Source organism: Saccharopolyspora pogona (assembly GCF_014697215.1).
Lineage (GTDB): Bacteria > Actinomycetota > Actinomycetes > Mycobacteriales > Pseudonocardiaceae > Saccharopolyspora > Saccharopolyspora hattusasensis.
The window spans coordinates 8470116-8492231 of sequence record NZ_CP031142.1; the positions used below are offsets into that span (position 1 = coordinate 8470116).

At 66.7% G+C, this 22116-nt stretch carries 11 protein-coding genes and 1 pseudogene; 5 read left to right on the plus strand and 7 right to left on the minus strand.

Translation table 11 applies throughout. From position 1 onward, the window contains the following. Positions 1-4: 4 nt before the first annotated feature. From DL519_RS49565 to DL519_RS47840, 5 genes are all read right to left on the minus strand, one after another. Positions 5-874 carry a potassium-transporting ATPase subunit C gene (locus tag DL519_RS49565; protein ID WP_190822689.1) on the minus strand — a complete coding sequence of 290 codons (870 nt, stop codon included), beginning with the start codon at positions 872-874 and terminating at the stop codon, positions 5-7. Further along, entirely contained in the window at positions 874-3033 is a 2160-nt protein-coding gene (gene kdpB, locus DL519_RS40155) for a potassium-transporting ATPase subunit KdpB (protein ID WP_190822691.1), read from the minus strand. Before kdpB ends, DL519_RS49565 begins: the two co-directional genes overlap by 1 nt. Then, the gene (gene kdpA / locus DL519_RS40160; protein WP_190822693.1) at positions 3033-4694 is read right to left on the minus strand and encodes a potassium-transporting ATPase subunit KdpA; all 1662 of its coding nucleotides are present in this window, start codon (positions 4692-4694) and stop codon (positions 3033-3035) included. The genes kdpB and kdpA overlap by 1 nt, the downstream gene beginning before the upstream one ends. Beyond that, complete coding sequence (kdpF, locus tag DL519_RS40165) at positions 4695-4784, minus strand: K(+)-transporting ATPase subunit F (RefSeq protein ID WP_190822695.1); 90 nt, start codon at positions 4782-4784, stop codon at positions 4695-4697. A 91-nt stretch (positions 4785-4875) separates the two neighbouring features. Beyond that, on the minus strand, positions 4876-5322 hold the full coding sequence (locus DL519_RS47840; protein WP_223840068.1) for a hypothetical protein: 447 nt from the start codon (positions 5320-5322) through the stop codon (positions 4876-4878). A 258-nt stretch (positions 5323-5580) separates the two neighbouring features. Here DL519_RS47840 and DL519_RS40175 point away from each other — a divergent pair, with 258 nt between their 5' ends. After that, positions 5581-6366: an enoyl-CoA hydratase gene (locus DL519_RS40175; protein ID WP_223840069.1), complete on the plus strand. Its 786-nt coding sequence runs from the start codon at positions 5581-5583 to the stop codon at positions 6364-6366. 274 nt (positions 6367-6640) lie between these two features. Here the strand turns inward: DL519_RS40175 and DL519_RS40180 are convergent, their stop codons facing one another. Both DL519_RS40180 and DL519_RS40185 read right to left on the minus strand, forming a co-directional pair. After that, on the minus strand, positions 6641-6790 hold the full coding sequence (locus tag DL519_RS40180; protein ID WP_190822699.1) for a hypothetical protein: 150 nt from the start codon (positions 6788-6790) through the stop codon (positions 6641-6643). Positions 6791-6957: 167 nt separating this feature from the next. Beyond that, a complete protein-coding gene (locus DL519_RS40185; RefSeq protein ID WP_190822701.1) occupies positions 6958-7176 on the minus strand; it encodes a helix-turn-helix domain-containing protein in 219 nt (72 codons plus the stop codon). Positions 7177-7208: 32 nt separating this feature from the next. Between DL519_RS40185 and DL519_RS40190 the strand changes: the two are divergent. The 4 genes and pseudogenes from DL519_RS40190 to DL519_RS40205 all read left to right on the plus strand — a co-directional run. Beyond that, a pseudogene (locus DL519_RS40190) lies at positions 7209-8105 on the plus strand (IS630 family transposase); the annotation flags it as partial. A 212-nt stretch (positions 8106-8317) separates the two neighbouring features. Then, complete coding sequence (locus DL519_RS40195; RefSeq protein WP_190822703.1) at positions 8318-8524, plus strand: hypothetical protein; 207 nt, start codon at positions 8318-8320, stop codon at positions 8522-8524. A gap of 281 nt (positions 8525-8805) precedes the next feature. Next, on the plus strand, positions 8806-10080 hold the full coding sequence (locus tag DL519_RS40200; RefSeq protein WP_190822705.1) for a YrhB domain-containing protein: 1275 nt from the start codon (positions 8806-8808) through the stop codon (positions 10078-10080). A 207-nt stretch (positions 10081-10287) separates the two neighbouring features. Next, positions 10288-21834 carry a hypothetical protein gene (locus tag DL519_RS40205; RefSeq protein WP_190824655.1) on the plus strand — a complete coding sequence of 3849 codons (11547 nt, stop codon included), beginning with the start codon at positions 10288-10290 and terminating at the stop codon, positions 21832-21834. The last annotated feature ends 282 nt before the right edge of the window (positions 21835-22116 follow it).

A 22116-nucleotide genomic window follows, 5' to 3' on the forward strand; every position in this document is an offset into this window, starting at 1 on the left:
CTGGTCACCTCCGCGGCGCGGTTTCGTGGTCGAGCGCCAGGTTGAGGCCCACCACGTTGACCGCGGGTTCCCCGAGGAATCCCAGCGCACGGCCGGTCGTGTGCTGTGCGACCAGTGTGCGCACCTGCTGCGGGCTCACGCCACGGGCCGCGGCGACCCGGGGTGCCTGCAGCAGCGCGTAGGCCGGGGAGATGTCGGGGTCGAGGCCGCTGCCGCTGGCCGTCACGCCGTCGGCGGGGACGGCCGGGGTGGCCGGGGCGCCGCCGCGGGTCGGGGTGAGGCGCCCGGCCGAGTAGTCTTCGCCGGGCTGCGCGCATTCGACGCGAACTCCCCGGTAGGTGGCCAGGAACGGCGCGGTCGGGCAGGCCTCGTTGACGCTGACCACTCGCGTCACGGCGGGCCCCGCCGAGTACACGGCGAGCACGGCGCCGACCCCGCTTGGCGTGCAGTACGGACGCGAGCCGTCGACTCCCTCCCGCTCGCCGATCTCCTTGCTCCGCGAGCACACCAGGGTGAGCAGGCTCTGCTTGGCTTGTTGTCCTGGGGCCGCGAGGGTGTCCGCGATGTTCTCGGGGCCGAGGTTGCTCGCGCCGCTGGCGGTGGGGTCGTAGCCTTCGCCGGCGGCGCTGGGGCGGCTCTGGAAGTACTGCGGCAGTGCCCGGCCCTGGCCGTCGGTGAAGGACTGGCCGATGATCCGGCTGCCGACGACATCGGTGCTGGAGCGGACCATCGATCCCTCGGCCTCGTCGTGCAGTCCCGGCAGCTGTGCGATCGCCAGGACCGCCAGCGGATAGGCAAGGCCGAACAGCACCGTGCACACCAGCAGCACCCGCAGTGCGGCGAGGTGGCGGCGGAGCCAGATCGGAAGGTGCATCACGACATCCCGGGGAGGAACTGGACGACCAGGTCGATGAGCTTGATGCCGAGGAACGGCGTCACGATCCCGCCCAGGCCGTAGAGGTAGAGGTTGCGGCTGAGCAGCTGGGCAGCGCTGGCGGGCCGGTACCGCACACCCCGCAGCGCCAGCGGGATGAGCACCACGATGACCAGCGCGTTGAAGACGACCGCGGACAGGATCGCCGACGCCGGGCTGGCCAGGCGCATGACGTTCAGCGTGTCCAGCCCGGGGTACACCGCGGCGAACATGGCGGGAATGATCGCGAAGTACTTGGCGATGTCGTTGGCGATGCTGAAGGTGGTCAGCGCGCCGCGGGTGATCAGCAGCTGCTTGCCGATCTCGACGATCTCGATCAGCTTGGTCGGGTTGGAGTCGAGGTCGACCATGTTGGCGGCTTCCTTCGCCGGCGAGGTGCCGGTGTTCATGGCGACACCGACGTCGGCCTGCGCCAGGGCCGGGGCGTCGTTGGTGCCGTCGCCGGTCATGGCCACCAGCCGTCCGCCTTCCTGCTCGCGGCGGATCAGCGCGATCTTGTCCTCGGGGGTCGCCTCAGCGAGGTAGTCGTCGACCCCGGCCTCGTCGGCGATGGCCTTGGCGGTCAGCGGGTTGTCGCCGGTGATCATCACGGTGCGGATGCCCATGTGCCGCATCGCGTCGAACCGCTCCCGCATGCCCGTCTTGACCACGTCCTTGAGGTGGACCACCCCGAGTAGGCGGGCGGGCTGCTGGTCGATGCGCTCGGCGACGACCAGCGCGGTGCCACCCTCGGCGCTGATGCGCCGCACGGTGGTGTCGATGTGTCCGGTCGACTCGCCGCCCTGCTCCCGGACCCATGCCATCACGGCCGAAGCGGCGCCCTTGCGGATCCGCCGAGTGCCGCCGTCGTCGTCGAGGTCGACGCCGCTCATCCGGGTCTGCGCGGTGAACGGGATGAAATTCGCACGCGCTGCAACACCTTCCTCGCGGGCTCGCAGCTGGTAGGCGCGCTTGGCGAGCACGACGATCGAGCGGCCCTCGGGGGTTTCATCGGCAAGGCTGGACAGCTGCGCGGCATCGGCGATCTCGGCGGGGGTGGTGCCGTCGCCGGGCAGGAACTCGGTCGCCTCGCGGTTGCCGAGGGTGATGGTGCCCGTCTTGTCCAGCAGCAGGGTGTTGACGTCCCCGGCCGCCTCGACCGCGCGACCGCTCATCGCCAGGACGTTGCGCTGCACCAGCCGATCCATCCCGGCGATGCCGATGGCCGACAGCAGTGCCCCGATCGTCGTCGGGATCAGGCAGACCAGCAGGGCGACGAGCACCACCGCGCTCACACCGCTGCCGGTCAACGCGAGGCTGTCGGGGATGCCCGGCTGCACGGCCTTGCTGTAGATCGCCAGCGGTTGCAGCGTCGCGACCGCCAGCAGGAAGATCAACGTCAGGGCGGCGAGCAGGATGTTCAGCGCGATCTCGTTGGGGGTCTTCTGCCGGTTGGCCCCTTCCACCAGGGCGATCATCCGGTCCACGAAGCTCTCGCCGGGCAGTTGCGTGATCTGCACGATGATCCGGTCCGAGAGCACCCTGGTGCCGCCGGTCACCGCGCTGCGGTCACCGCCGGATTCGCGGATCACCGGCGCGGACTCGCCCGTGATCACCGACTCGTCCACGCTCGCGATGCCGTCGAGCACGTCCCCGTCGCCGGGGATGATCTCGCCCGCCTCGACGATCACGCGGTCGCCCCGTTGCAGGTCCGAGGCGGGCACGACCTCCCACCGCTGCTTCGCGTCCCCCGGCTGCCAGCCGATCAACCTGCGGGCCTGGGTCTCGCGCTTGGCCCGGCGCAGCGTCGCCGCCTGGGCCTTGCCGCGACCCTCGGCGACCGCCTCGGCCAGGTTCGCGAACACCACGGTCAACCACAGCCAGACGACGATCAGCCACGCGAACCAGGACGGGGCGACCACCGCGAGCACCGTCGTCCACGCGGCACCGATCTCGACGATCAGCATGATCGGGTTGCGCCACAAGGTGGCCGGGTTCAGCTTGCGCAACGCCTCCGGCAGCGACCGCACGAGCAGGTGCGGGTCGAGCAGGCCCGCCTGGATCAGGTGCGGCCCGGCCACCGCGTGGTGCACTCTGCCGGGAGCGGCGGCGGTGGTCATCACCCGATTCCTTCCGCGAGCGGGGCCAGCGCCAGCATCGGCAGGAAGGTCAGCGCGACGAGGATGATCGTCACCCCGGCGAGCATCCCGGCGAACTGCGGGCGGTGGGTGGGCAGCGTGCCCGCCGAGACCGGTACCGGCTGCTGCCGAGCCAGCGAGCCGGCCAGCGCGAGCACGAAGACGACGGGCAGCAGCCGGCCGAAGGCCATCGCCAAACCCAGTGCGGTGTTGAACCACGGCGTGTTGGCCGACAACCCGGCGAACGCCGAGCCGTTGTTGTTGGCCGCCGAGGTGAACGCGTACAGCACCTCGGAGAGCCCGTGCGCACCGGTGTTGAGCATGGCCTGCCGGCCCGCGGGTATCGCCATCGTGACCGCGGTGCCGACCAGGACCAGCGCAGGCGTGGCCAAGAAGGACATTGCGGCGAGTTTGATCTCACGGTTGCCGATCTTCTTGCCCAGGTACTCGGGTGTTCGGCCGACCATGAGACCGGCCAGGAACACCGTCAGTACGGCCAGCACGAGGATCCCGTAAAGCCCCGAACCGACGCCGCCGGGCGCGACCTCGCCCAGCATCATGTTCACCATCAGCACGCCGCCGCCGAGGCTGGTGTAGGAGTCGTGAAAGGAGTCCACCGAGCCGGTGGAGGTCAACGTCGTCGCGGCGGCGAACACACCCGAATCCGGTACGCCGAAGCGAACTTCCTTGCCCTCCATCGCCGCGCCGACCGCAGTCGGGACGGTGCCCCGGTGGGACAGTTCCGCGAGCTGGACCGCGGCCGCGCTCAGCACCGCGAGCACGCCCATGACGGCGACGATGGCGTAACCCTGCCGCCGGTCGCCGACCATCCGGCCGAACGTGCGCGGCAACGAGAACGCGATGACCAGCAACAGGAAGATCTCCACCCAGTTCGTCCACGCGGTCGGGTTCTCGAACGGATGCGAGGAATTGGCGTTGAAGAACCCGCCGCCATTGGTGCCCAGGTCCTTGATCGCCTCCTGGCTGGCCACCGGGCCGCCGACGATGGTTTGCGCACCGCCGGCCGGGGTGGCGACGGTCTGACCGCCGTGCAGGTTCTGGACCGCTCCGCCCGCGACCAGGACCAGCGCGGCAAGGAAGGCGATGGGCAGCAGGATCCGCACGCTGCCCCGGACCAGGTCCACCCAGAAATTGCCCAGCTCGTCGGTCCGGCTGCGCGCGAGCCCGCGCACCACTGCGATCGCCACCGCCATGCCCACCGAGGCCGACACGAAGTTCTGCACGGCGAGGCCGGCCATCTGCACCAGGTGCCCCATCGTCGATTCACCCGAGTACGCCTGCCAGTTCGTGTTCGTGACGAAGCTGATCGCGGTGTTCCAAGCGACCTCCGGTGGGACCGCGTCGTGCCCCAGGCCGAGCACCAGGTGGTCCTGCAAGCGCTGCAGGCCATAGAGGAAGAGCACCGAGACCAGCGAGAAAGCCAGCACGCTCCGGGCGTACGAGCCCCAGGTCTGCCCGGAATCCGGTGCGATACCGGCCAGCCGGTAGAACCCGCGCTCGACCCGCAGGTGCCGCCCGCTGGTGTACACCCGGTACATGTAGTCACCCAGCGGTCGGTGGACCACTGCCAACGCGAGTGCCAAGGCCACCACGAACAGGGACCCGGCGGCTACCGCAGTCATCTAGAACCGCTCCGGGAACAACAGCGCCGTCACCAGGAACACCAACAACACCGCGGCCAACACCAGGCCGATGACGTTCTCCGCGGTCACAGCCGCTCGACCGCCCGAATCACGAGCGCCAGCACGACGAAGACCACGATGGTCAACGCCACGAATGCCAGATCGGCCACGACGTCCCCCTTCATCGCCTACCCGACATCGACCGGATGTGCGCGGGGGCGCGCTTGCTTCCCGCGCCGGGTCGGTGGCCGTTCGACGGCGCGACCAACTCGGCTCGCGGTGCGGGACGAGCGGTGGGAATCGACATCGAGATCGCCGACCGCTCGCGAGCGCGGACCGCGACCCAACCGCAGAGGATGCCGGTGAGCGCGGCACCCGCGAGCGTGCCCAGCCGTACGGCGTCGCTGGAGCCTTCCCACGCGAGATCCCCGCGAGCGTGAACCACGAAGCCGTTCAGGAACATCCAGCCCAACACCGAGGTGACCAGTGCGCCCGGGGCATTGCGGATCGCGGCGGCATACCCGCCGACGACGAGGCCGAGCACGACCAACCCGGCCACCGGCTCGCCCGACCACCAAGCAGCCACGCCGGCGGGCACCGTCCCGACCGCTACGACGAAGTAACCCACCGCCGACGACGTCGCTGGTCCTGCCACGGACCGACGCGCCGGGCCACAACTCCGGAAACCACGCATCGCCAAGTCCCCTGCCTTCGTCCGCAGGCGGTTACCAACCCAGTCAAGCTCGCCGGGAACCCGTGGCCAGGGGTCTTGACGCAATTGCTACGGAAAGCGCCCGAAACTTGACGGCTCGTGCCCGAGGAGGGCTGGCCACGGGCGATTCGCCGGGTTAGGGTCTCGCCAAAGTCTTTAGGCCGGCTAACGGGAGTGGTATTGGCGGAGATCACCAGCACCGAGCACGCGGTCGCCGAGCTGGACGCGGACGGCATCGCCACGGTCGCGATCAGGAACGCGAAGGTGCTCAACATCTTCGGCACCCCGGTCATCAAGGACGTGACCGCTGCGATCGATGCGCTGGCCGATCGCCCGGAAGTGCGGGTGCTGGTGCTGCGCGGCACCGGCGATCGCGCCTTCATCGGCGGTGCCGACATCAACGAGATGTCCACACTGGACCGTCGCGGCGCCGAGACGTTCATCGACGGCCTGCGGGGGATGTGCGAGGCAGTGCGGAACTTCCCCGCCCCGGTGATCGCCCGGGTCCCCGGTTGGTGCCTCGGCGGCGGCCTCGAGATGGCTGCCGCCTGCGACCTGCGGATCAGCAGTAGCGATGCGCGGTTCGGGATGCCCGAGGTCGCGGTCGACATCCCGTCGGTGATCCACGCGGTGCTGCTGCCCCGGCTGATCGGCACCGGCCGCGCCGCCTGGCTGACCCTCACGGGCGACCACGTCGACGCCGCCACCGCGCTGTCCTGGGGGCTGGTGCACGAGGTCTGCGAACCGGCCGGGCTGGACGCCGCGGTGGATCGCATGGCGCGGAAGTTCGTCGAGTTCGGCCCGGCCGCGGTCCGGCAGCAGAATAAACTCCTCCGGTCCTGGGAAGATCTGCCGATCGACCAGGCCGTCGCGAACAGCGCCACCGAGTTCGGCGCGGCCTTCGACACCGGTGAACCGCAGCGGTTCATGACGGAGTTCCTCAACCGCAAGCGTTCTTGACCGACTGGTCACGAGCACCGCGCCCACCGAATGGTCGCCGATCTCGGCCTCCCAGCGGAACTGGGCGGAATCCAGGGACCGCAGCCGGGCCCGCAGGCGGCGCACCCCGGTTCCTGCGGTTCCGTCTCACCCTGTCCGGGCTCGCCTGCTGCTGGGGCCTGAAGTACCGGCCCGCCATCGGCAGCGGATCGTCCACAGTGGCCGAAGGCAGTCCGTGGCGGCGGACCAGCGTCCGCGGGATCATGGTCGGCAGCATCCCAGCGTTCATCGCAGGTCACAGGCTGGCGCCGGTGATCTCGCCCGAATCCGGATCGGTCCCGTCAGCACCGCCGAGGCCGACGAGGTCGAGGCGGCGATCGCGAGCGTGATGGAGGTCGCTGGTGGCCGTGACTACCCGCTGCGGGATGGTGGGTTCGGCGTCCATCGCTATATCTCGGTGAGGCTGCCGGGAACCCTTCGGGTCACATCGACACGTGTCGATCGCCCAGAATTGGAAAGCTAAACCGGCTCCCAAGAAAGGAAAGCGCCCGCCCAATGCTAGGAATACCGGGCGGGCGCTTCACTGGGCGGGTGAGCGATCGAACCGGCCGCTTATGAGGTGTGCGTACGCTCAGTCGTTGGCACCGTCGCGCGTCTGTGCTCGCGGAGCTCGCTTTTCGCCTTCTCCACGTCGAACCGTGCCTGACCGCCCGCTGTGACGGTTGCGGGAGTGATCACGCCGCCCCGAACCCAGCGTGCGACGGTTTGGCGAGTGACGCCAAGTTCGCGCGCTAGCTCCGAGCTGCTCACAAGGCGCGGTTGACCAGACATGACCCGAACCTACTGTCCTGCGCCGGAAATTCATGGTCAAAATAGGCTATACTACGGGAACGGCGAGGACTGGGCGGCTGAAGGCTGAGTTGGTGCTGACCGACGATGAGCGTTCGACGTTGCAGCGTTGGGCTCGGCGGGCGAAGAGTTCGCAGGCTTTGGCGTTGCGGTGTCGGATTGTGCTGGCATGCGCCGATGGTTTGTCCAATGTGGAGGTTGCGGAGAAGTTGCGGGTGTCGAGGCCGACGGTGGGCAAGTGGCGGTCGCGGTTTGTTCAGCGACTGTTGGAGGGGTTTGGCCGACGAGGATCGCCCAGGCGCGCCGCGGAAGATCACCGACGAACAGGTGGAGAAGGTGGTCGTCTCGACGTTGGAAGAGACACCGAACAACGCGACGCATTGGTCGCGTGCATCGATGGCGAAGCGTTCCGGGCTGAGCAAATCGACCGTGGGACGGATCTGGAAAGCGTTCAACCTCAAACCCCATTTAGCCGACACTTTCAAGTTATCGAGTGATCCACAGTTCATTGAGAAGGTCCGTAATGTTGTCGGACTGTATATGAACCCGCCGGAGAACGCGGTGGTGTTGTGCACTGATGAGAAATCGCAGGTGCAAGCGCTGGACCGGTGCTGCCGATGATGCCCGGCATGCCCGAGCGTCGCACCAACGACTACGTGCGCAACGGCGTGACCAGTCTGTTTGCCGCGTTCGACATCGCCACCGGCAAGGTTATCTCCTCGCTGCACCGCAGGCACCGGTCGGTGGAATTCCGCAAATTCCTGGCCAAGATCGACAAGACGGTGCCCGCAGAGTTGGACGTCCATGTCATTTGCGACAACTATGCCACTCACAAAACCGAGATCATCCAGAAATGGCTAGCGAAGCATCCCCGATTCCACATCCACTTCATCCCCACCAGTTCGTCGTGGAACCACCCCCGCGGAAGTGGCATGGCCGATAGCATCCCGCTGGTTGATCGACAAGCCAGGGGGAGAGGCAGGGGAACGTCAAAGTTTGTGATCTTGGTGTGAAGTCCTGAGTGCGTGGTGACGCGTGGTGTGTCTGGATGTGGGTGGTGGCCTTCTGCCTGCGATGATGCGGGTTACCACACCTTGATCATCGTCCTAACAGGAGGCCATCGGTGTCAGTGTCGCATGTCCAGGATTCGTGCTCGCCGATTGCTGGCGGGTTCGGTGCGTGCCTGGAGATCGGCATGGACGTCGGTGTTGCCGCGGTGGGCGGGTTGGTCGAGATGCTGAGTCGGGTGCCTGATCTGGAACGTATCGCCGCTGACCGAACCCGAATCATTCCGATCACCGCAGCCGCTACCAGCACAAACCGACTTTGACGATCTCCTGGGTCGGGAGGGCTGCACCGAGGGGCTGTGCTGCGTGATCGGCGTGCCCGTTTCCTGGGAGTTCCGGACCGCGCCTTTCCTGAACTGTTGATCAAAATGTCGTTGTTCCGGCGCTATCACTGGCTGTCGGCGATGTCTCTACGGTAGGAGGGAAGCCCAGTGGTCCGGGCGGGCAGGTTGTGCCTGACCTTCGGGTAAAGGGGCTTGGAGGCTGGGTGTGGTGGGCTCATACTGCGCTGGAGATGGTCTGGCGGGGTGAGGGGCGGAGCGGCATGAACGAGCTCGCGGAGCGGGCACGTGCCTGGTTGCACGGCACCTATGGGCGGCGTGTGGTGTTGAGGGATGAGGAGGCGATCCTCTCGACGGAGCGGGCTGCGTTCTTCGGGTGCCGCTACGTGGAGTCTGACGAGCCGATGTTGGCGGCGACGATCTGCGTGCCTCTGGATGGGGCGGAGCCCTTTCCTGCGTCCAATGCCGGTCCGCTGGATGAGGTCCTCAACTTGTCGCGGTCTGAGCCGGGGTCGTGGCGCTGGCGGGTCAACGCACGGAACTGTGTGATCGCGACCGGTGCTGTGGTGAATTGCTGGCCTGCTTCGGCGTTGCCGTGGGATCCGGCTGGCGAGACGCCGGGTTGGTGGGATCGGATGCTGGCGGTGTATTTCCCGGATGCCGAGGTTGTGACCTGCTCGACGTGGGGGGATGCGGCCGGGGCTGTTGTGGATGGGGGTGTGGGGACTCGGGCTGTGGTGTGGTTGCGTCGTCAGTTCGGTGGGCGTGAACTGGCTGGTCACTTGTTGTATGCGGATTACGCGGATGATGCTGTGGTCTTTCTTGATGGTCTGCGGGGGACGTTCGCGGAGCAGAACGACGCCGAGGTAGCTGAGCTTGTGGTGGCGCGTTTCCGCCGCCGGCAGGGTGGTTCGGTTGGCGGGCTGCTGCCGTGGGAAGTCGCGGCGGGCGAATTCGCTGGGGCTGTGGAGAAGGCGGAGGCGTGGCTGGGATACCGCTATGACGGGGAGGTGGGGCTTGTCTCTCCTGATCCGGTCGATGAGACCGAGCGTGGCTGGTTGTTCGCTTGCACCACCCGGAGTTTCCAGGACAGTGGTGACTGGCGTGACCAGATGCTCGACGCGGCCCTGGTGGTCCCGAAAGCGGCTGGTGTAGAGCCGTTCGGTCTGCCCAATCGTGATCCGTGGGCGTGGCTGGGTGACTGGAACGCCGGAAAGCCGGGGTTGATGCCACCGCCGGAACCCGCCCAGGCTGCGTGGTTCGGCCCCATGGTGGCCGAGCTCGGCCCCGTGGTCGGCTCTAGCGTCCACGAGCATTGGTTTGGGGTTTTGGAGGAGATCGCTTCTTTTCCCGCGCGAACCCAGGCGCTGGTGTGGTTGCGCAGGAAGGACACTCGGGGCCGGGAGAGTGTCGGGCACCTGTTGGTGGCCGTGAACGAAACCGATGGTGTTCAGCTTTTTGACCCGATGGACGGGCGTGCTCAGCCGCTCATCGAAACCGCACCGTTCGAGCTCCGGGTCATGCGCTTTGGCTCGTGAGTACGAACACGTGCTGCAGTTCCCCTTTCACTCGCGAACATATCCTTGGTTTCGGTGCCGGGCGGCTGAGGTCGCCCGGCTATCGGGTTTTTGTGCGTCACCGCGCCGGTGGGTCACTGTGCTGGCGCCCAGCGGGGCGGAAAGGCTGATTCCCGCATCCGTCGTTGCTGCCTTGGGTGTTGGCGGCGTTGGGGTTGGGTGGTGGTGATGTTTTCGTCGATCATGGTGCCGGAGGAGGTGCGGCGGCTTTTTCAGGTGTTGACGGGTGAGGATATGACGGATGCGGATGAGGGTGCGTTGTTCGCGGTGGCGGATGCGTTGGAGTCGGGTGCGGTGGAGGTGGAGGCGATTGACGGGTTTTTGCGGGAGTTGGTGGGGAAGGTGCGGACGGAGTTTTCGGGGAAGGCGGCGGATCGGTTTGCGGGGGGGTTGGAGGGTTTTGATGGGTTGTTGTCTGCGGGTGGGGGGGTGTTGCGGGAGTTGGCGGTGTTCGTGCGGGATCTGGCGCGGCAGGTGCGGTATTTGAAGTTGGTGACGATTTATGGTTTGGAGTTGCTGTTGGTGGAGATGGCGTGGGCGGTGGCGATGGCGGGTGCGACGGGGGGTGCGTCGATGGCGTGGTTGGCGGCGCGGTTTGCGTTGATGCGGATGTTGTTGTCGCGGTGGTGGGGCCAGTTGTTCATGCGGTTGGCGATGGCGGCGGCCGGTGGTGTGGGGTTCAACGTGCTGCCGGATGTCCAGGCCCAGCTGCAGATGCTGGGTGAGAACTCCGGTGACAAGTGGGATGGGAAGCTGACCGCGCAGGCAGCGGGGATGGGGGCGTTTTCGGCGTTGGTGTCGCTGCCGATGTCGGCGCTGGGTGGTCTGGTGGGCAACGCATTGACGAAGGTATTGGTGCGGGGGCTGGGCGATGAGGTGGACGAGGCGATTCTGGAGGCGGCGGCGAGGCGAGCGGTGGCCGAGCATGCGGAGTTGTATCCGGTGTCGGCGATGGCGCGCTTCGCGGATGCGGTGAGCAAGAGTCTGGATGATTATGCGGAGATGTCGGTGCTGGCGATGTGGGCGGCGCGGTTCGCGGATGAGCTGGGGGATGCGTTTGAGAATGCGTTGGGTGAGTTGTTCGGGGACGTGTTGTATCAGGCGGCGATGGGCGGGGAGGTGACCTGGAACCTGTTCTCGGTGACGGCGGGTTTGTCCGAGTCGGTGTTCAGTGGTATGGGCACTGTGGCGGGTTTGGTGTTGCGGGGCAAGCTGCATCCGGATGGCCCGAGCCCGTACCTCGAGGGCACCAGCCGGCGTGAGGGCACCACCACCGATGGTGGTGGGTTTGATGAGGAGAAGACCCCGCTGCTGGGGACAGGGTCCGGGTCGCAGACAGGGAACACCCCTGGCTCCCCGGACAAGGACAACACGTCCGATTCCTCCGATGCCTCAAAGGTGTCCGATGTGGACTCGGTTTTCCCGGTCGGGCCGGTGGATTCGGCTGCGGTGCCCTCCGGCAAAAACCTGGTGGTGTCCGCTGTTGTGGATGGCGACGTTAAGGACGTCAGGGACGGCACGGACGTTAAGGAGGGTGTCGGTGGCGGCGGTAAGGGCGGTGCTGGTGGCAGTGTGACGGGCGGGGACGCGACCGGTGGTGTTCCGGCGATGCCGCGTTCCGGGCAGCACCGGCCGGTGACGCCGCCACCTGAATATTCTTATGAGACACCGGGTTCTGGTTCGGACCAGTCGGTGACGTCGCCTCCGCCGTACAGTCCGGTTGCCGGTGGTGGCGATCAGGCCGTGCCCGGGGTGCATGGCGTGGCCGGGAAGTCTGGTGTGGACGTTCCCGGCATGGACGGAGTATCTAGTGTGGACGTTTCTGGTGTGGAGAGTTCGGGTGTGGATGGTCCTGGTGTGTTGGGGGGCCGGTCGCTGGATGTGCCTGCGCCGCGGACGCAGGATTCGGCGGGGGAGAGATCATCGGCGGGTATCCCGCATGGTTCTGGTGTGTCCTCGGATGCCGCGCTGCCGGAGACCGTCAGACCCGGGTCTGGGGCGGTGGCGGATCCCGACGGTGGTGCTGTGTTGCCGGGGCGTGAGTCCTCGCCGGGTGGTTGGACCGGCCAGGGTGGGTCTTCTGGTGTGGATTCGGTTGCGGGGCGTGGGGTTTGGCATCGCGAGGATGCTGGAGCGGGTCTGCCGGATTCGGCGGTGTTGCCCGTGGATGGGTCGCAGGCGGTGCCGTCTCTGCAGCAGGACCCGGTGGCGCAGCTTGCGGGCCTGCCGGCGGACGCGGTGCGGGTGCCGGTGCCGGCGGATGTGGTTGGTGGCGGGTTGGTGGAGTTCGTGCGGGACGCTGTTACGGGTTCCACGGGCGGTCCTGTGGTGCTGGTCGCGCAGGGTGTTCCGGGTGTGGGTGTGGTGGTGTCGCCGGGTCAGGGTGCGGCTCTGGCGCGGGAGGTGGGGCGGAAGGTTGTCGCGTTCACGCCGGGGCAGGGTGGGCGCGGGCCGCGGTGGACGGTGTTCGCCCCGGATGGTTCTCGGCCCAGGCCGGTGGGCGGGCCCGCTGGCCCGGTGCCGGCCGGGGGACGCCAGAGCATGGCCGGCCTGGCGGAGGTCTCGACAGCGGTTCCGGTCTCCGGTCAGAAGACGGTGGCCGGGGAAGAGACACCGGCTGCCCAGACATCTGGCCAGGCGGCGTCGGTGGTCGGGGGCGCACAGCCCGGGGCAACGACCAGGTCTGGGACGGACACCATGCGGGATACCGGTGGGATACCGGTGCCGGAGACGATCCAGGAGAAACGTCCGAGGCGAGACGGCACACGACGGCGCCTGTCCTGGCCCGGTGGTAGGCGGGCGGATGATATCGCCTCCGTAGGCAGGGATGGGCGAGACGTGGTGGATCTGCCGGACACCGGGATGTGGGTGATTCGGGTGCCGGTGCCGAGGGCGGAAGTGGATGGGGAGGTGGTGTTGCCGCCCAGTGGTTCCGGGCTGCGGCGCCGGGACGGGGGATCCGGGCTGCCGAACGAGGTGACGGGTCCGAAGCGTAAGCCTCGCGATGAGCCGGTGACGGGGGAAGCCGGCGCGAGTGCGGGGGGGACGCGGGGGGAGGCTGGCGAGAGTTCGCGGGGGGTTAAGCGGCGGAAGGTGGAAGCATCCACTGCTGCTGGGGCTGTTTCCGGGAGTCCGGGTGATGGTGGGAGTGAGGTGCTCACGCCGACGGATCAGGCAGCACAGCAGGACCCGAGTGCGGAGCGGAAACGGAAACAGAGGGAATACAACGCGAAGCATTACCGGGCGAAAACGGTTGCTGTCGCCCGTGTTGCGGAGTTGGAGGGGTTGAAGACGCAGAGGACGCTGACGTCGGATGAGGAGAAGGAGCTGGCGGAGCTTCGGCCGAAGGCACAGCAGTTGCAGAAACAGAAGAAAGATAACGCGGAACGGTACCGGGCGAAAACGGCTGCTGCTGATCGGGTTGCGGAGTTGGAGGCGTCGAAGAAGCAGGGGCCGCTGACGTCGGATGAGGAGAAGGAGCTGGCGGAGCTTCGGCCGAAGCCGCAGCAGTGGCAGAAACAGAAGGAAAGGGTCGCGGATTGGTACCGGGCGGGAAAGGCTGCTGTCGCCAGTGTTGCGGTGTTGGAGGCGTCGAAGAAGGAGGGGCCGCTGACTGACGAGCAGGAGAAGGAGCTGAAGAAGCTCCAGCCGAAGGCGCAGCAGTGGCAGAAACTGTGGCAGAAAGAGAAGGAAAGGTTGGCGGATCGGTACCGGGTGGGACAGGCTGCTGTCGCCAGTGTTGCGGTGTTGGAGGCGTCGAAGAAGCAGGGGCCGCTGACTGACGAGCAGGAGAAGGAGCTGGCGGAGCTTCGGCCGAAGGCGCAGCAGTGGCAGAAAAAGAAGGAAAGGTTCGCGGATTGGTACCGGGCGGGAAAGGCTGCTGCCGCCAGTGTTGCGGTGTTGGAGGCGTCGAAGAAGCAGGGGCCGCTGACTGACGAGCAGGAGAAGGAGCTGGCGGAGCTTCGGCCGAAGGCGCAGCAGTGGCAGAAACAGAAGGAAAGGAACGCGGATCGGTACCGGGCGGGAAAGGCTGCTGCCGCCAGTGTTGCGGTGTTGGAGGCGTCGAAGAAGGAGGGGCCGCTGACTGACGAGCAGGAGAAGGAGCTGAAGAAGCTCCAGCCGAAGGCGCAGCAGTGGCAGAAACAGTGGCAGAAAAAGAAGGAAAGGGACGCGAATTATCGCAGGGCGGGACAGGCTGCTGTCGATCGGGTTGCGGTGTTGGAGGCGTCGAAGGAGCAGGGGCCGCTGACTGATGAGCAGGAGAAGGAGCTGGCGGAGCTCCGGTCGAAGGTGGCGGGGCGGGGGCGGAAGAAGAAGGACCGGGAGGTGACGGAGACCGGGGTGGGTGGGGCCCCGGTGGTCGGGCGGGGTGTGGGGCCGGAGGGGGTATCGGGGTGGACTGGGGCTGATCAGGACGGCCGGGACGCGTGGTCGGCTGAGGTCGATCTGGATGCGTGGCTTGCTCGGGCGGTGGCGGATGTAGAGGGGGTGCAGGTGCCCCCAGGTGCGGCGGATGCTGGGGTGATGCTGGGCGGGGACGCTTATGAGGAGTTTGTCGCGACCGAGTTGCTCGGGTTCCTGGGACAGGATGCCGGGGACGAGTCTGCGGGTGCCGACGGTGCCGGGTCGGTTGCCGGGGACGATGATTTCGCTGCGTTCCTTGATGAGTACGGGGGGGATTCCGTCGGGTGGTTTGGGGGTGAAGGCACTGACGGGCTGTTTTTCGGTGAGCCGTTTCCGGAGGATGCGGTGGGGCAGGATGCGGTGGGGTCTGGGGTGTGGGGGGTTTCAGATCCGGTAGCGGGGGGTGAGTCGATGGGGTCTGGGTATCGGTTCGTGACGGGGGTGAATCAGGCCAATTATCGTTGCGGTGATGAGCGTTTCCGGGTGAACTGCCTGGAGGCGGTGGTGGCGTTTCATAATTCTCTGAAGTTCGGTCGGCAGTTCGTGGCGGGGCCGGCTGGTGATCGGGATCCGGCTCGGTTGGAGGTGGCGTTCGGGGCGACGGCCCGGCGGGTGGCTGGTGTGGCCGGGGCTGAGCAGTATGTGCGGAGTGGGCCGGTGGGTGTGGCGGTGCCGGTGATTTACCAGCGAGCGGACGGTAGTGCGCATGTGATCGCTGCGGTGCATCGAGAAGACCGCGATGAGCAAGGGCGGGTCGTTCTGCTGGATCCGCAGAAGGGGGAGGAAGCCGAGGACGCGGATGTCCTGGCTGCGACCGGGATGTGGGTGATTCCGGTGCCGGTGCCGGTGCCGGTGCCGGGGGCGGAAGTGGAGGGGGAGGTGGTGTTGCCGGTGCCGGGGGCGGAAGTGGATGGGGAGGTGGTGTTGCCGCCCAGTGGTTCCGGGCTGCGGCGCCGGGACGGGGGATCCGGGCTGCCCGCCGTGGTGACGGGTCCAAAGCGTCGGGCTCGCGTTGGGCCGGTGACGGGGGAAGCCGGCGCGAGTGCGGGAAGGACGCGGGGGGAGGCCGGCGAGAGTTCGCGGGGGGTTAAGAGGCGGAAGGTGGAAGCATCCACTGCTGCTGCTGGGACTGTTTCCGGGAGTCCGGGTGATGGTGGGAGTGAGGTGCTCACGCCGACGGATCAGGCAGCACAGCAGGACCCGAGTGCGGAGCGGAAACGGAAAAAGAAGGAAGAGAACGCGAAGCAGTACCGGGCGAAAACGGCTGCTGTCGCCCGTGTTGCGGAGTTGGAGGGGTTGAAGAAGCAAGGGCCGCTGACGTCGGATGAGGAGAAGGAGCTGGCGGAGCTTCGGCCGAAGGCACAGAAGTGGCAGAAAAAGAAGGAACAGAGGGCGAAGCAGGACCGGGCGAAAACGGCTGCTGCCGCCCGTGTTGCGGAGTTGGAGGCGTCGAAGAAGCAAGGGCCGCTGACGTCGGATGAGGAGAAGGAGCTGAAGAAGCTCCGGCCGATGGCACAGCTGAAGCAGAAACAGAAGGAATCTAAGGCGAAGTATCGCAGGGCGGGACAGGCTGCTGCCGATCGGGTTGTGGTGTTGGAGGCGTTGAAGAAGCAGGGGCCGCTGACTGACGAGCAGGAGAAGGAGCTGGCGGAGCTCCAGCCGAAGGCGCAGCAGTGGCAGAAACAGAAGGAAAGGGACGCGGATTGGTACCGGGTGGGAAAGGCTGCTGCCGCCCGTGTTGCGGTGTTGGAGGCGTCGAAGAAGCAGGGGCCGTTGACTGACGAGCAGGAGGCGGAGCTGGCGGCGCTTCGGCCGAAGGCGCAGAGGTGGCAGAAAAAGAAGGAAAGGTTCGTGGATTGGTACCGGGCGGGAAAGGCTGCTGCCGCCCGTGTTGCGGTGTTGGAGGCGTCGAAGAAGCAGGGGCCGCTGACTGACGAGCAGGAGGCGGAGCTGGCGGCGCTTCGGCCGAAGGCGCAGCAGTGGCAGAAAGAGAAGGAAAGGTTCGTGGATTGGTACTGGGCGGGAAAGGCTGCTGCCGCCCGTGTTGCGGTGTTGGAGGCGTTGAAGAAGCAGGGGCGGCTGACTGATGAGCAGGAGAAGGAGCTGGCGGCGCTCCGGTCGAAGGTGGCGGGGCGGGGGCGGAAGAAGAAGGACCGGGAGGTGACGGAGACCGGGGTGGGTGGGGCCCCGGTGGTCGGGCGGGGTGCGGGGCCGGAGGGGGTATCGGAGCAGGCTGGGACTGAACACGACCGGGACGCGTGGTCGGCTGACGTCGATCTGGATGCGTGGCTTGCTCGGGCGGTGGCGGATGTAGAGGGGGCGCAGGTGCCCCCAGGTGCGGCGGATGCTGGGGTGATGCTGAGCGAGGGTGCTTATGAGGAGTTTGTCGAGACCGAGTTGCTCGCGTTCCTGGGACAGGATGCCGGGGACGAGTCTGCGGGTGCCGACAGTGCTGGGTCGGTTGCCGGGGACGATGATTTCGCTGCGTTCCTTGATGAGTACGGGGGGGATTCCGTCGGGTGGTTTGGGCGTGAGGGCACTGACGGGCTGTTTTTCGGTGAGCCGTTTCCGGAGGATGCGGAGTGGTCGGATGCGGTGGGGTCTGGAGTGTGGGGGGTTTCAGATCCGGTAGCGGGGGGTGAGTCGATGGGGTCTGGGTATCGGTTCGTGACGGGGGTGAATCAGGCCAATTATCGTTGCGGTGATGAGCGTTTCCGGGTGAACTGCCTGGAGGCGGTGGTGGCGTTTCATAATTCTCTGAAGTTCGGTCGGCAGTTCGTGGCGGGGCCGGCTGGTGATCGGGATCCGGTTCGGTTGGAGGTGGCGTTCGGGGCGACGGCCCGGCGGGTGGCTGGTGTGGCCGGGGCTGAGCAGTATGTGCGGAGTGGGCCGGTGGGTGTGGCTGTGCCGGTGATTTACCAGCGAGCGGACGGTAGCGCGCATGTGATCGCTGCGGTGCATGCAGAAGACCGCGATGAGCAAGGGCGGGTCGTTCTGCTGGATCCGCAGAAGGGGGAGGAAGCCGAGGACGCGGATGTCCTGGCTGCGACCGGGATGTGGGTGATTCCGGTGCCGGTGCCGGGGGCGGAAGTGGATGGGGAGGTGGTGTTGCCGCCCAGTGGTTCCGGGCTGCGGCGCCAGGACGGGGGATCCGGGCTGCCCGCCGTGGTGACGGGTCCGAAGCGTCGGGGTGGTGCGGCCGGGCCGGTGGCCGGCGCGAAGGGCACGAAGAGGACGCGGGGGGAGGCTGGCGAGAGTTCGCGGGGGGTTAAGCGGCGGAAGGTGGAAGCATCCACTGCTGCTGCTGGGGCTGTTTCCGGGAGTCCGGGTGATGGTGGGAGTGGGGTGCTCACGCCGACGGATCAGGCAGCACAGCAGGACCCGAGTGCGGAGCGGAAACGGAAAAAGAAGGAATACGACGCGAAGCAGTACCGGGCGAAAACGGCTGCTGTCGCCCGTGTTGCGGAGTTGGAGGGGTTGAAGACGAAGAGGCCGCTGACGTCGGATGAGGAGAAGGAGCTGAAGAAGCTCCAGCCGAAGGTGGCGCAGCTGAAGCAGAAAAAGAAGGAAAGGAAGGAAAGGAACGCGGATCGGTACCGGGTGGGAAAGGCTGCTGCCGATCGTGTTGCGGAGTTGGAGGGGTTGAAGACGAAGAGGCCGCTGACGTCGGATGAGGAGAAGGAGCTGAAGAAGCTCCAGCCGAAGGTGGCGCAGCTGAAGCAGAAAAAGAAGGAATATAACGCGAAGTATCAAAGGGTGGTAAAGGCTGCTGCCGATCGGGTTGCGGTGTTGGAGGAGTCGAAGAAGCAGGGGCCGCTGACCGACGAGCAGGAGAAGGAGCTGGCGGCGCTTCGGCCGAAGGCGCAGCAGTGGCAGAAACAGAAGGAAAGGGTCGCGGATTGGCGCCGGGTGGTAAAGGCTGCTGCCGCCCGTGTTGCGGTGTTGGAGGCGTCGAAGAAGCAGGGGCCGCTGACCGACGAGCAGGAGAAGGAGCTGGCGGAGCTTCGGCCGAAGGCGCAGCAGTGGCAGAAAAAGAAGGAAAGGTTCGTGGATTGGTACTGGGTGGTAAAGGCTGCTGCCGCCCGTGTTGCGGTGTTGGAGGAGTCGAAGAAGCAGGGGCCGCTGACTGACGAGCAGGAGAAGGAGCTGGCGGAGCTTCGGCCGAAGGCGCAGCAGTGGCAGAAACAGCGGCAGAAAAAGAAGGAAAGGGTCGCGGATCGGTACCGGGCGGGAAAGGCTGCTGCCGCCCGTGTTGCGGTGTTGGAGGCGTCGAAGAAGCAGGGGCCGCTGACTGACGAGCAGGAGAAGGAGCTGGCGGCGCTTCGGCCGAAGGCGCAGCAGTGGCAGAAAGAGAAGGAAAGGTTCGTGGACTGGTACCAGGCGAGAAAGGCTGCTGCCGCCCGTGTTGCGGTGTTGGAGGCGTCGAAGAAGCAGGGGCCGCTGACTGACGAGCAGGGGGTGGAGCTGGCGGCGCTTCGGTCGAAGGTGGCAGGGCGGGGGCGGAAGAAGGACCGGGAGGTGACGGAGACCGGGGTGGGTGGGGCCCCGGTGGTCGGGCGGGGTGTGGGGCCGGAGGGGGTATCGGGGTGGGCTGGGGCTGAACAGGACGGCCGGGACGCGTGGTCGGCTGAGGTCGATCTGGATGCGTGGCTTGCTCGGGCGGTGGCGGATGTAGATGGGGTGCAGGTGCCCCCAGGTGCGGCGGATGCTGGGGTGATGCTGGGCGGGGACGCTTATGAGGAGTTTGTCGCGACCGAGTTGCTCGCGTTCCTGGGACAGGATGCCGGGGACGACGCTGCGGGTGCCGACAGTGCCAGGTCGGTTGCCGGGGACGATGATTTCGCTGCGTTCCTTGATGAGTACGGGGGGGATTCCGTCGGGTGGTTTGGGGGTGAAGGCACTGACGGGCTGTTTTTCGGTGAGCCGTTTCCGGAGGATGCGGTGGGGCCGGATGCGGTGTGGCCGGATGCGGTGGGGCCGGATGCGGTGGGGTCTGGAGTGTGGGGGGTTTCAGATCCGGTAGCGGGGGGTGAGTCGATGGGGTCTGGGTATCGGTTCGTGACGGGGGTGAATCAGGCCAATTATCGTTGCGGTGATGAGCGTTTCCGGGTGAACTGCCTGGAGGCGGTGGTGGCGTTTCATAATTCTCTGAAGTTCGGTCGGCAGTTCGTGGCGGGGCCGGCTGGTGATCGGGATCCGGTTCGGTTGGAGGTGGCGTTCGGGGCGAAGGCCCGGCGGGTGGCTGGTGTGGCCGGGGCTGAGCAGTATGTGCGGAGTGGGCCGGTGGGTGTGGCGGTGCCGGTGATTTACCAGCGAGCGGACGGTAGCGCGCATGTGATCGCTGCGGTGCATGCAGAAGACCGCGATGAGCAAGGGCGGGTCGTTCTGCTGGATCCGCAGAAGGGGGAGGAAGCCGAGGACGCGGATGTCCTGGCTGCGACCGGGATGTGGGTGATTCCGGTGCCGGTGCCGGGGGCGGAAGTGGATGGGGAGGTGGTGTTGCCGCCCAGTGGTTCCGGGCTGCGGCGCCAGGACGGGGGATCCGGGCTGCCCGCCGTGGTGACGGGTCCGAAGCGTCGGGGTGGTGCGGCCGGGCCGGTGGCCGGCGCGAAGGGCACGAAGAGGACGCGGGGGGAGGCTGGCGAGAGTTCGCGGGGGGTTAAGCGGCGGAAGGTGGAAGCATCCACTGCTGCTGCTGGGACTGTTTCCGGGAGTCCGGGTGATGGTGGGAGTGAGGTGCTCACGCCGACGGATCAGGCAGCACAGCAGGACCCGAGTGCGGAGCGGAAACGGAAAAAGAAGGAATACAACGCGGAACGGTACCGGGCGAAAACGGCTGCTGTCGCCCGTGTTGCGGAGTTGGAGGGGTTGAAGAAGCAAGGGCCGCTGACGTCGGATGAGGAGAAGGAGCTGGCGGAGCTTCGGCCGAAGGCACAGAAGTGGCAGAAAAAGAAGGAAAGGGACGCGGAACGGTACCGGGCGAAAACGGATGCTGCCGCCCGTGTTGCGGAGTTGGAGGCGTCGAAGAAGCAAGGGCCGCTGACGTCGGATGAGGAGAAGGAGCTGAAGAAGCTCCAGCCGATGGCACAGCAGTGGCAGAAACAGAAGGAATCTAAGGCGAAGTATCGCAGGGCGGGACAGGCTGCTGCCGATCGGGTTGTGGTGTTGGAGGGGTTGAAGAAGCAGGGGCCGCTGACGTCGGATGAGGAGAAGGAGCTGGCGGAGCTCCAGCCGAAGGCGCAGCAGTGGCAGAAACAGAAGGAAAGGGACGCGGATTGGTACCGGGCGAAAACGGATGCTGCCGCCCGTGTTGCGGAGTTGGAGGCGTCGAAGAAGCAGGGGCCGCTGACGTCGGATGAGGAGAAGGAGCTGAAGAAGCTCCAGCCGAAGGCACAGCAGTGGCAGAAACAGAAGGAATATAACGCGAAGTATCAAAGGGTGGTAAAGGCTGCTGCCGCCCGTGTTGCGGAGTTGGAGGCGTCGAAGAAGCAGGGGCCGCTGACGTCGGATGAGGAGAAGGAGCTGAAGAAGCTCCAGCCGAAGGCACAGCAGTGGCAGAAACAGAAGGAATATAACGCGAAGTATCGCAGGGCGGGAAAGGCTGCTGCCGATCGGGTTGCGGTGTTGGAGGCGTCGAAGAAGCAGGGGCCGCTGACTGACGAGCAGGAGGCGGAGCTGGCGGAGCTTCGGCCGAAGGCGCAGAGGTGGCAGAAAAAGAAGGAAAGGTTCGTGGATTGGTACCGGGCGGGAAAGGCTGCCGCCGGTGTTGCGGTGTTGGAGGCGTCGAAGAAGCAGGGGCCGCTGACTGACGAGCAGGAGGCGGAGCTGGCGGCGCTTCGGTCGAAGGTGGCGGGGCGGGGGCGGAAGAAGAAGGACCGGGAGGTGACGGAGACCGGGGTGGGTGGGGCCCCGGTGGTCGGGCGGGGTGTGGGGCCGGAGGGGGTATCGGAGCAGGCTGGGGCTGAACGGGACGGCCGGGACGCGTGGTCGGCTGAGGTCGATCTGGATGCGTGGCTTGCTCGGGCGGTGGCGGATGTAGATGGGGTGCAGGTGCCCCCAGGTGCGGCGGATGCTGGGGTGATGCTGGGCGGGGACGCTTATGAGGAGTTTGTCGCGACCGAGTTGCTCGGGTTCCTGGGACAGGATGCCGGGGACGACGCTGCGGGTGCCGACAGTGCCAGGTCGGTTGCCGGGGACGATGATTTCGCTGCGTTCCTTGATGAGTACGGGGGGGATTCCGTCGGGTGGTTTGGGAGTGAAGGCACTGACGGGCTGTTTTTCGGTGAGCCGTTTCCGGAGGATGCGGAGTGACCGGATGCGGGGCGGTAACCGTGCACCGCGTCTTGGAGTATCTGTCCGACCCGCAGGACGGGTAGTCCTCGTCGTTGGGGTGCGGCCGGGCGGTGTGTCGGGGGACGTCCGTTCCGCCCGGCCGCGCGGCTGGATGCCGCCGCGAGTGGGGGAGGTCGCGGCATCGTGCCGGGTCTTTAAAGCGCGCGATGATTCGGTCTTTGAGCTCGTGGTCGATTCGGGCCCAGACGGGCGATTCGGTGAACCGCCAGACGTGGTTGTCTGTGGTCGGGAGGCAGGGGA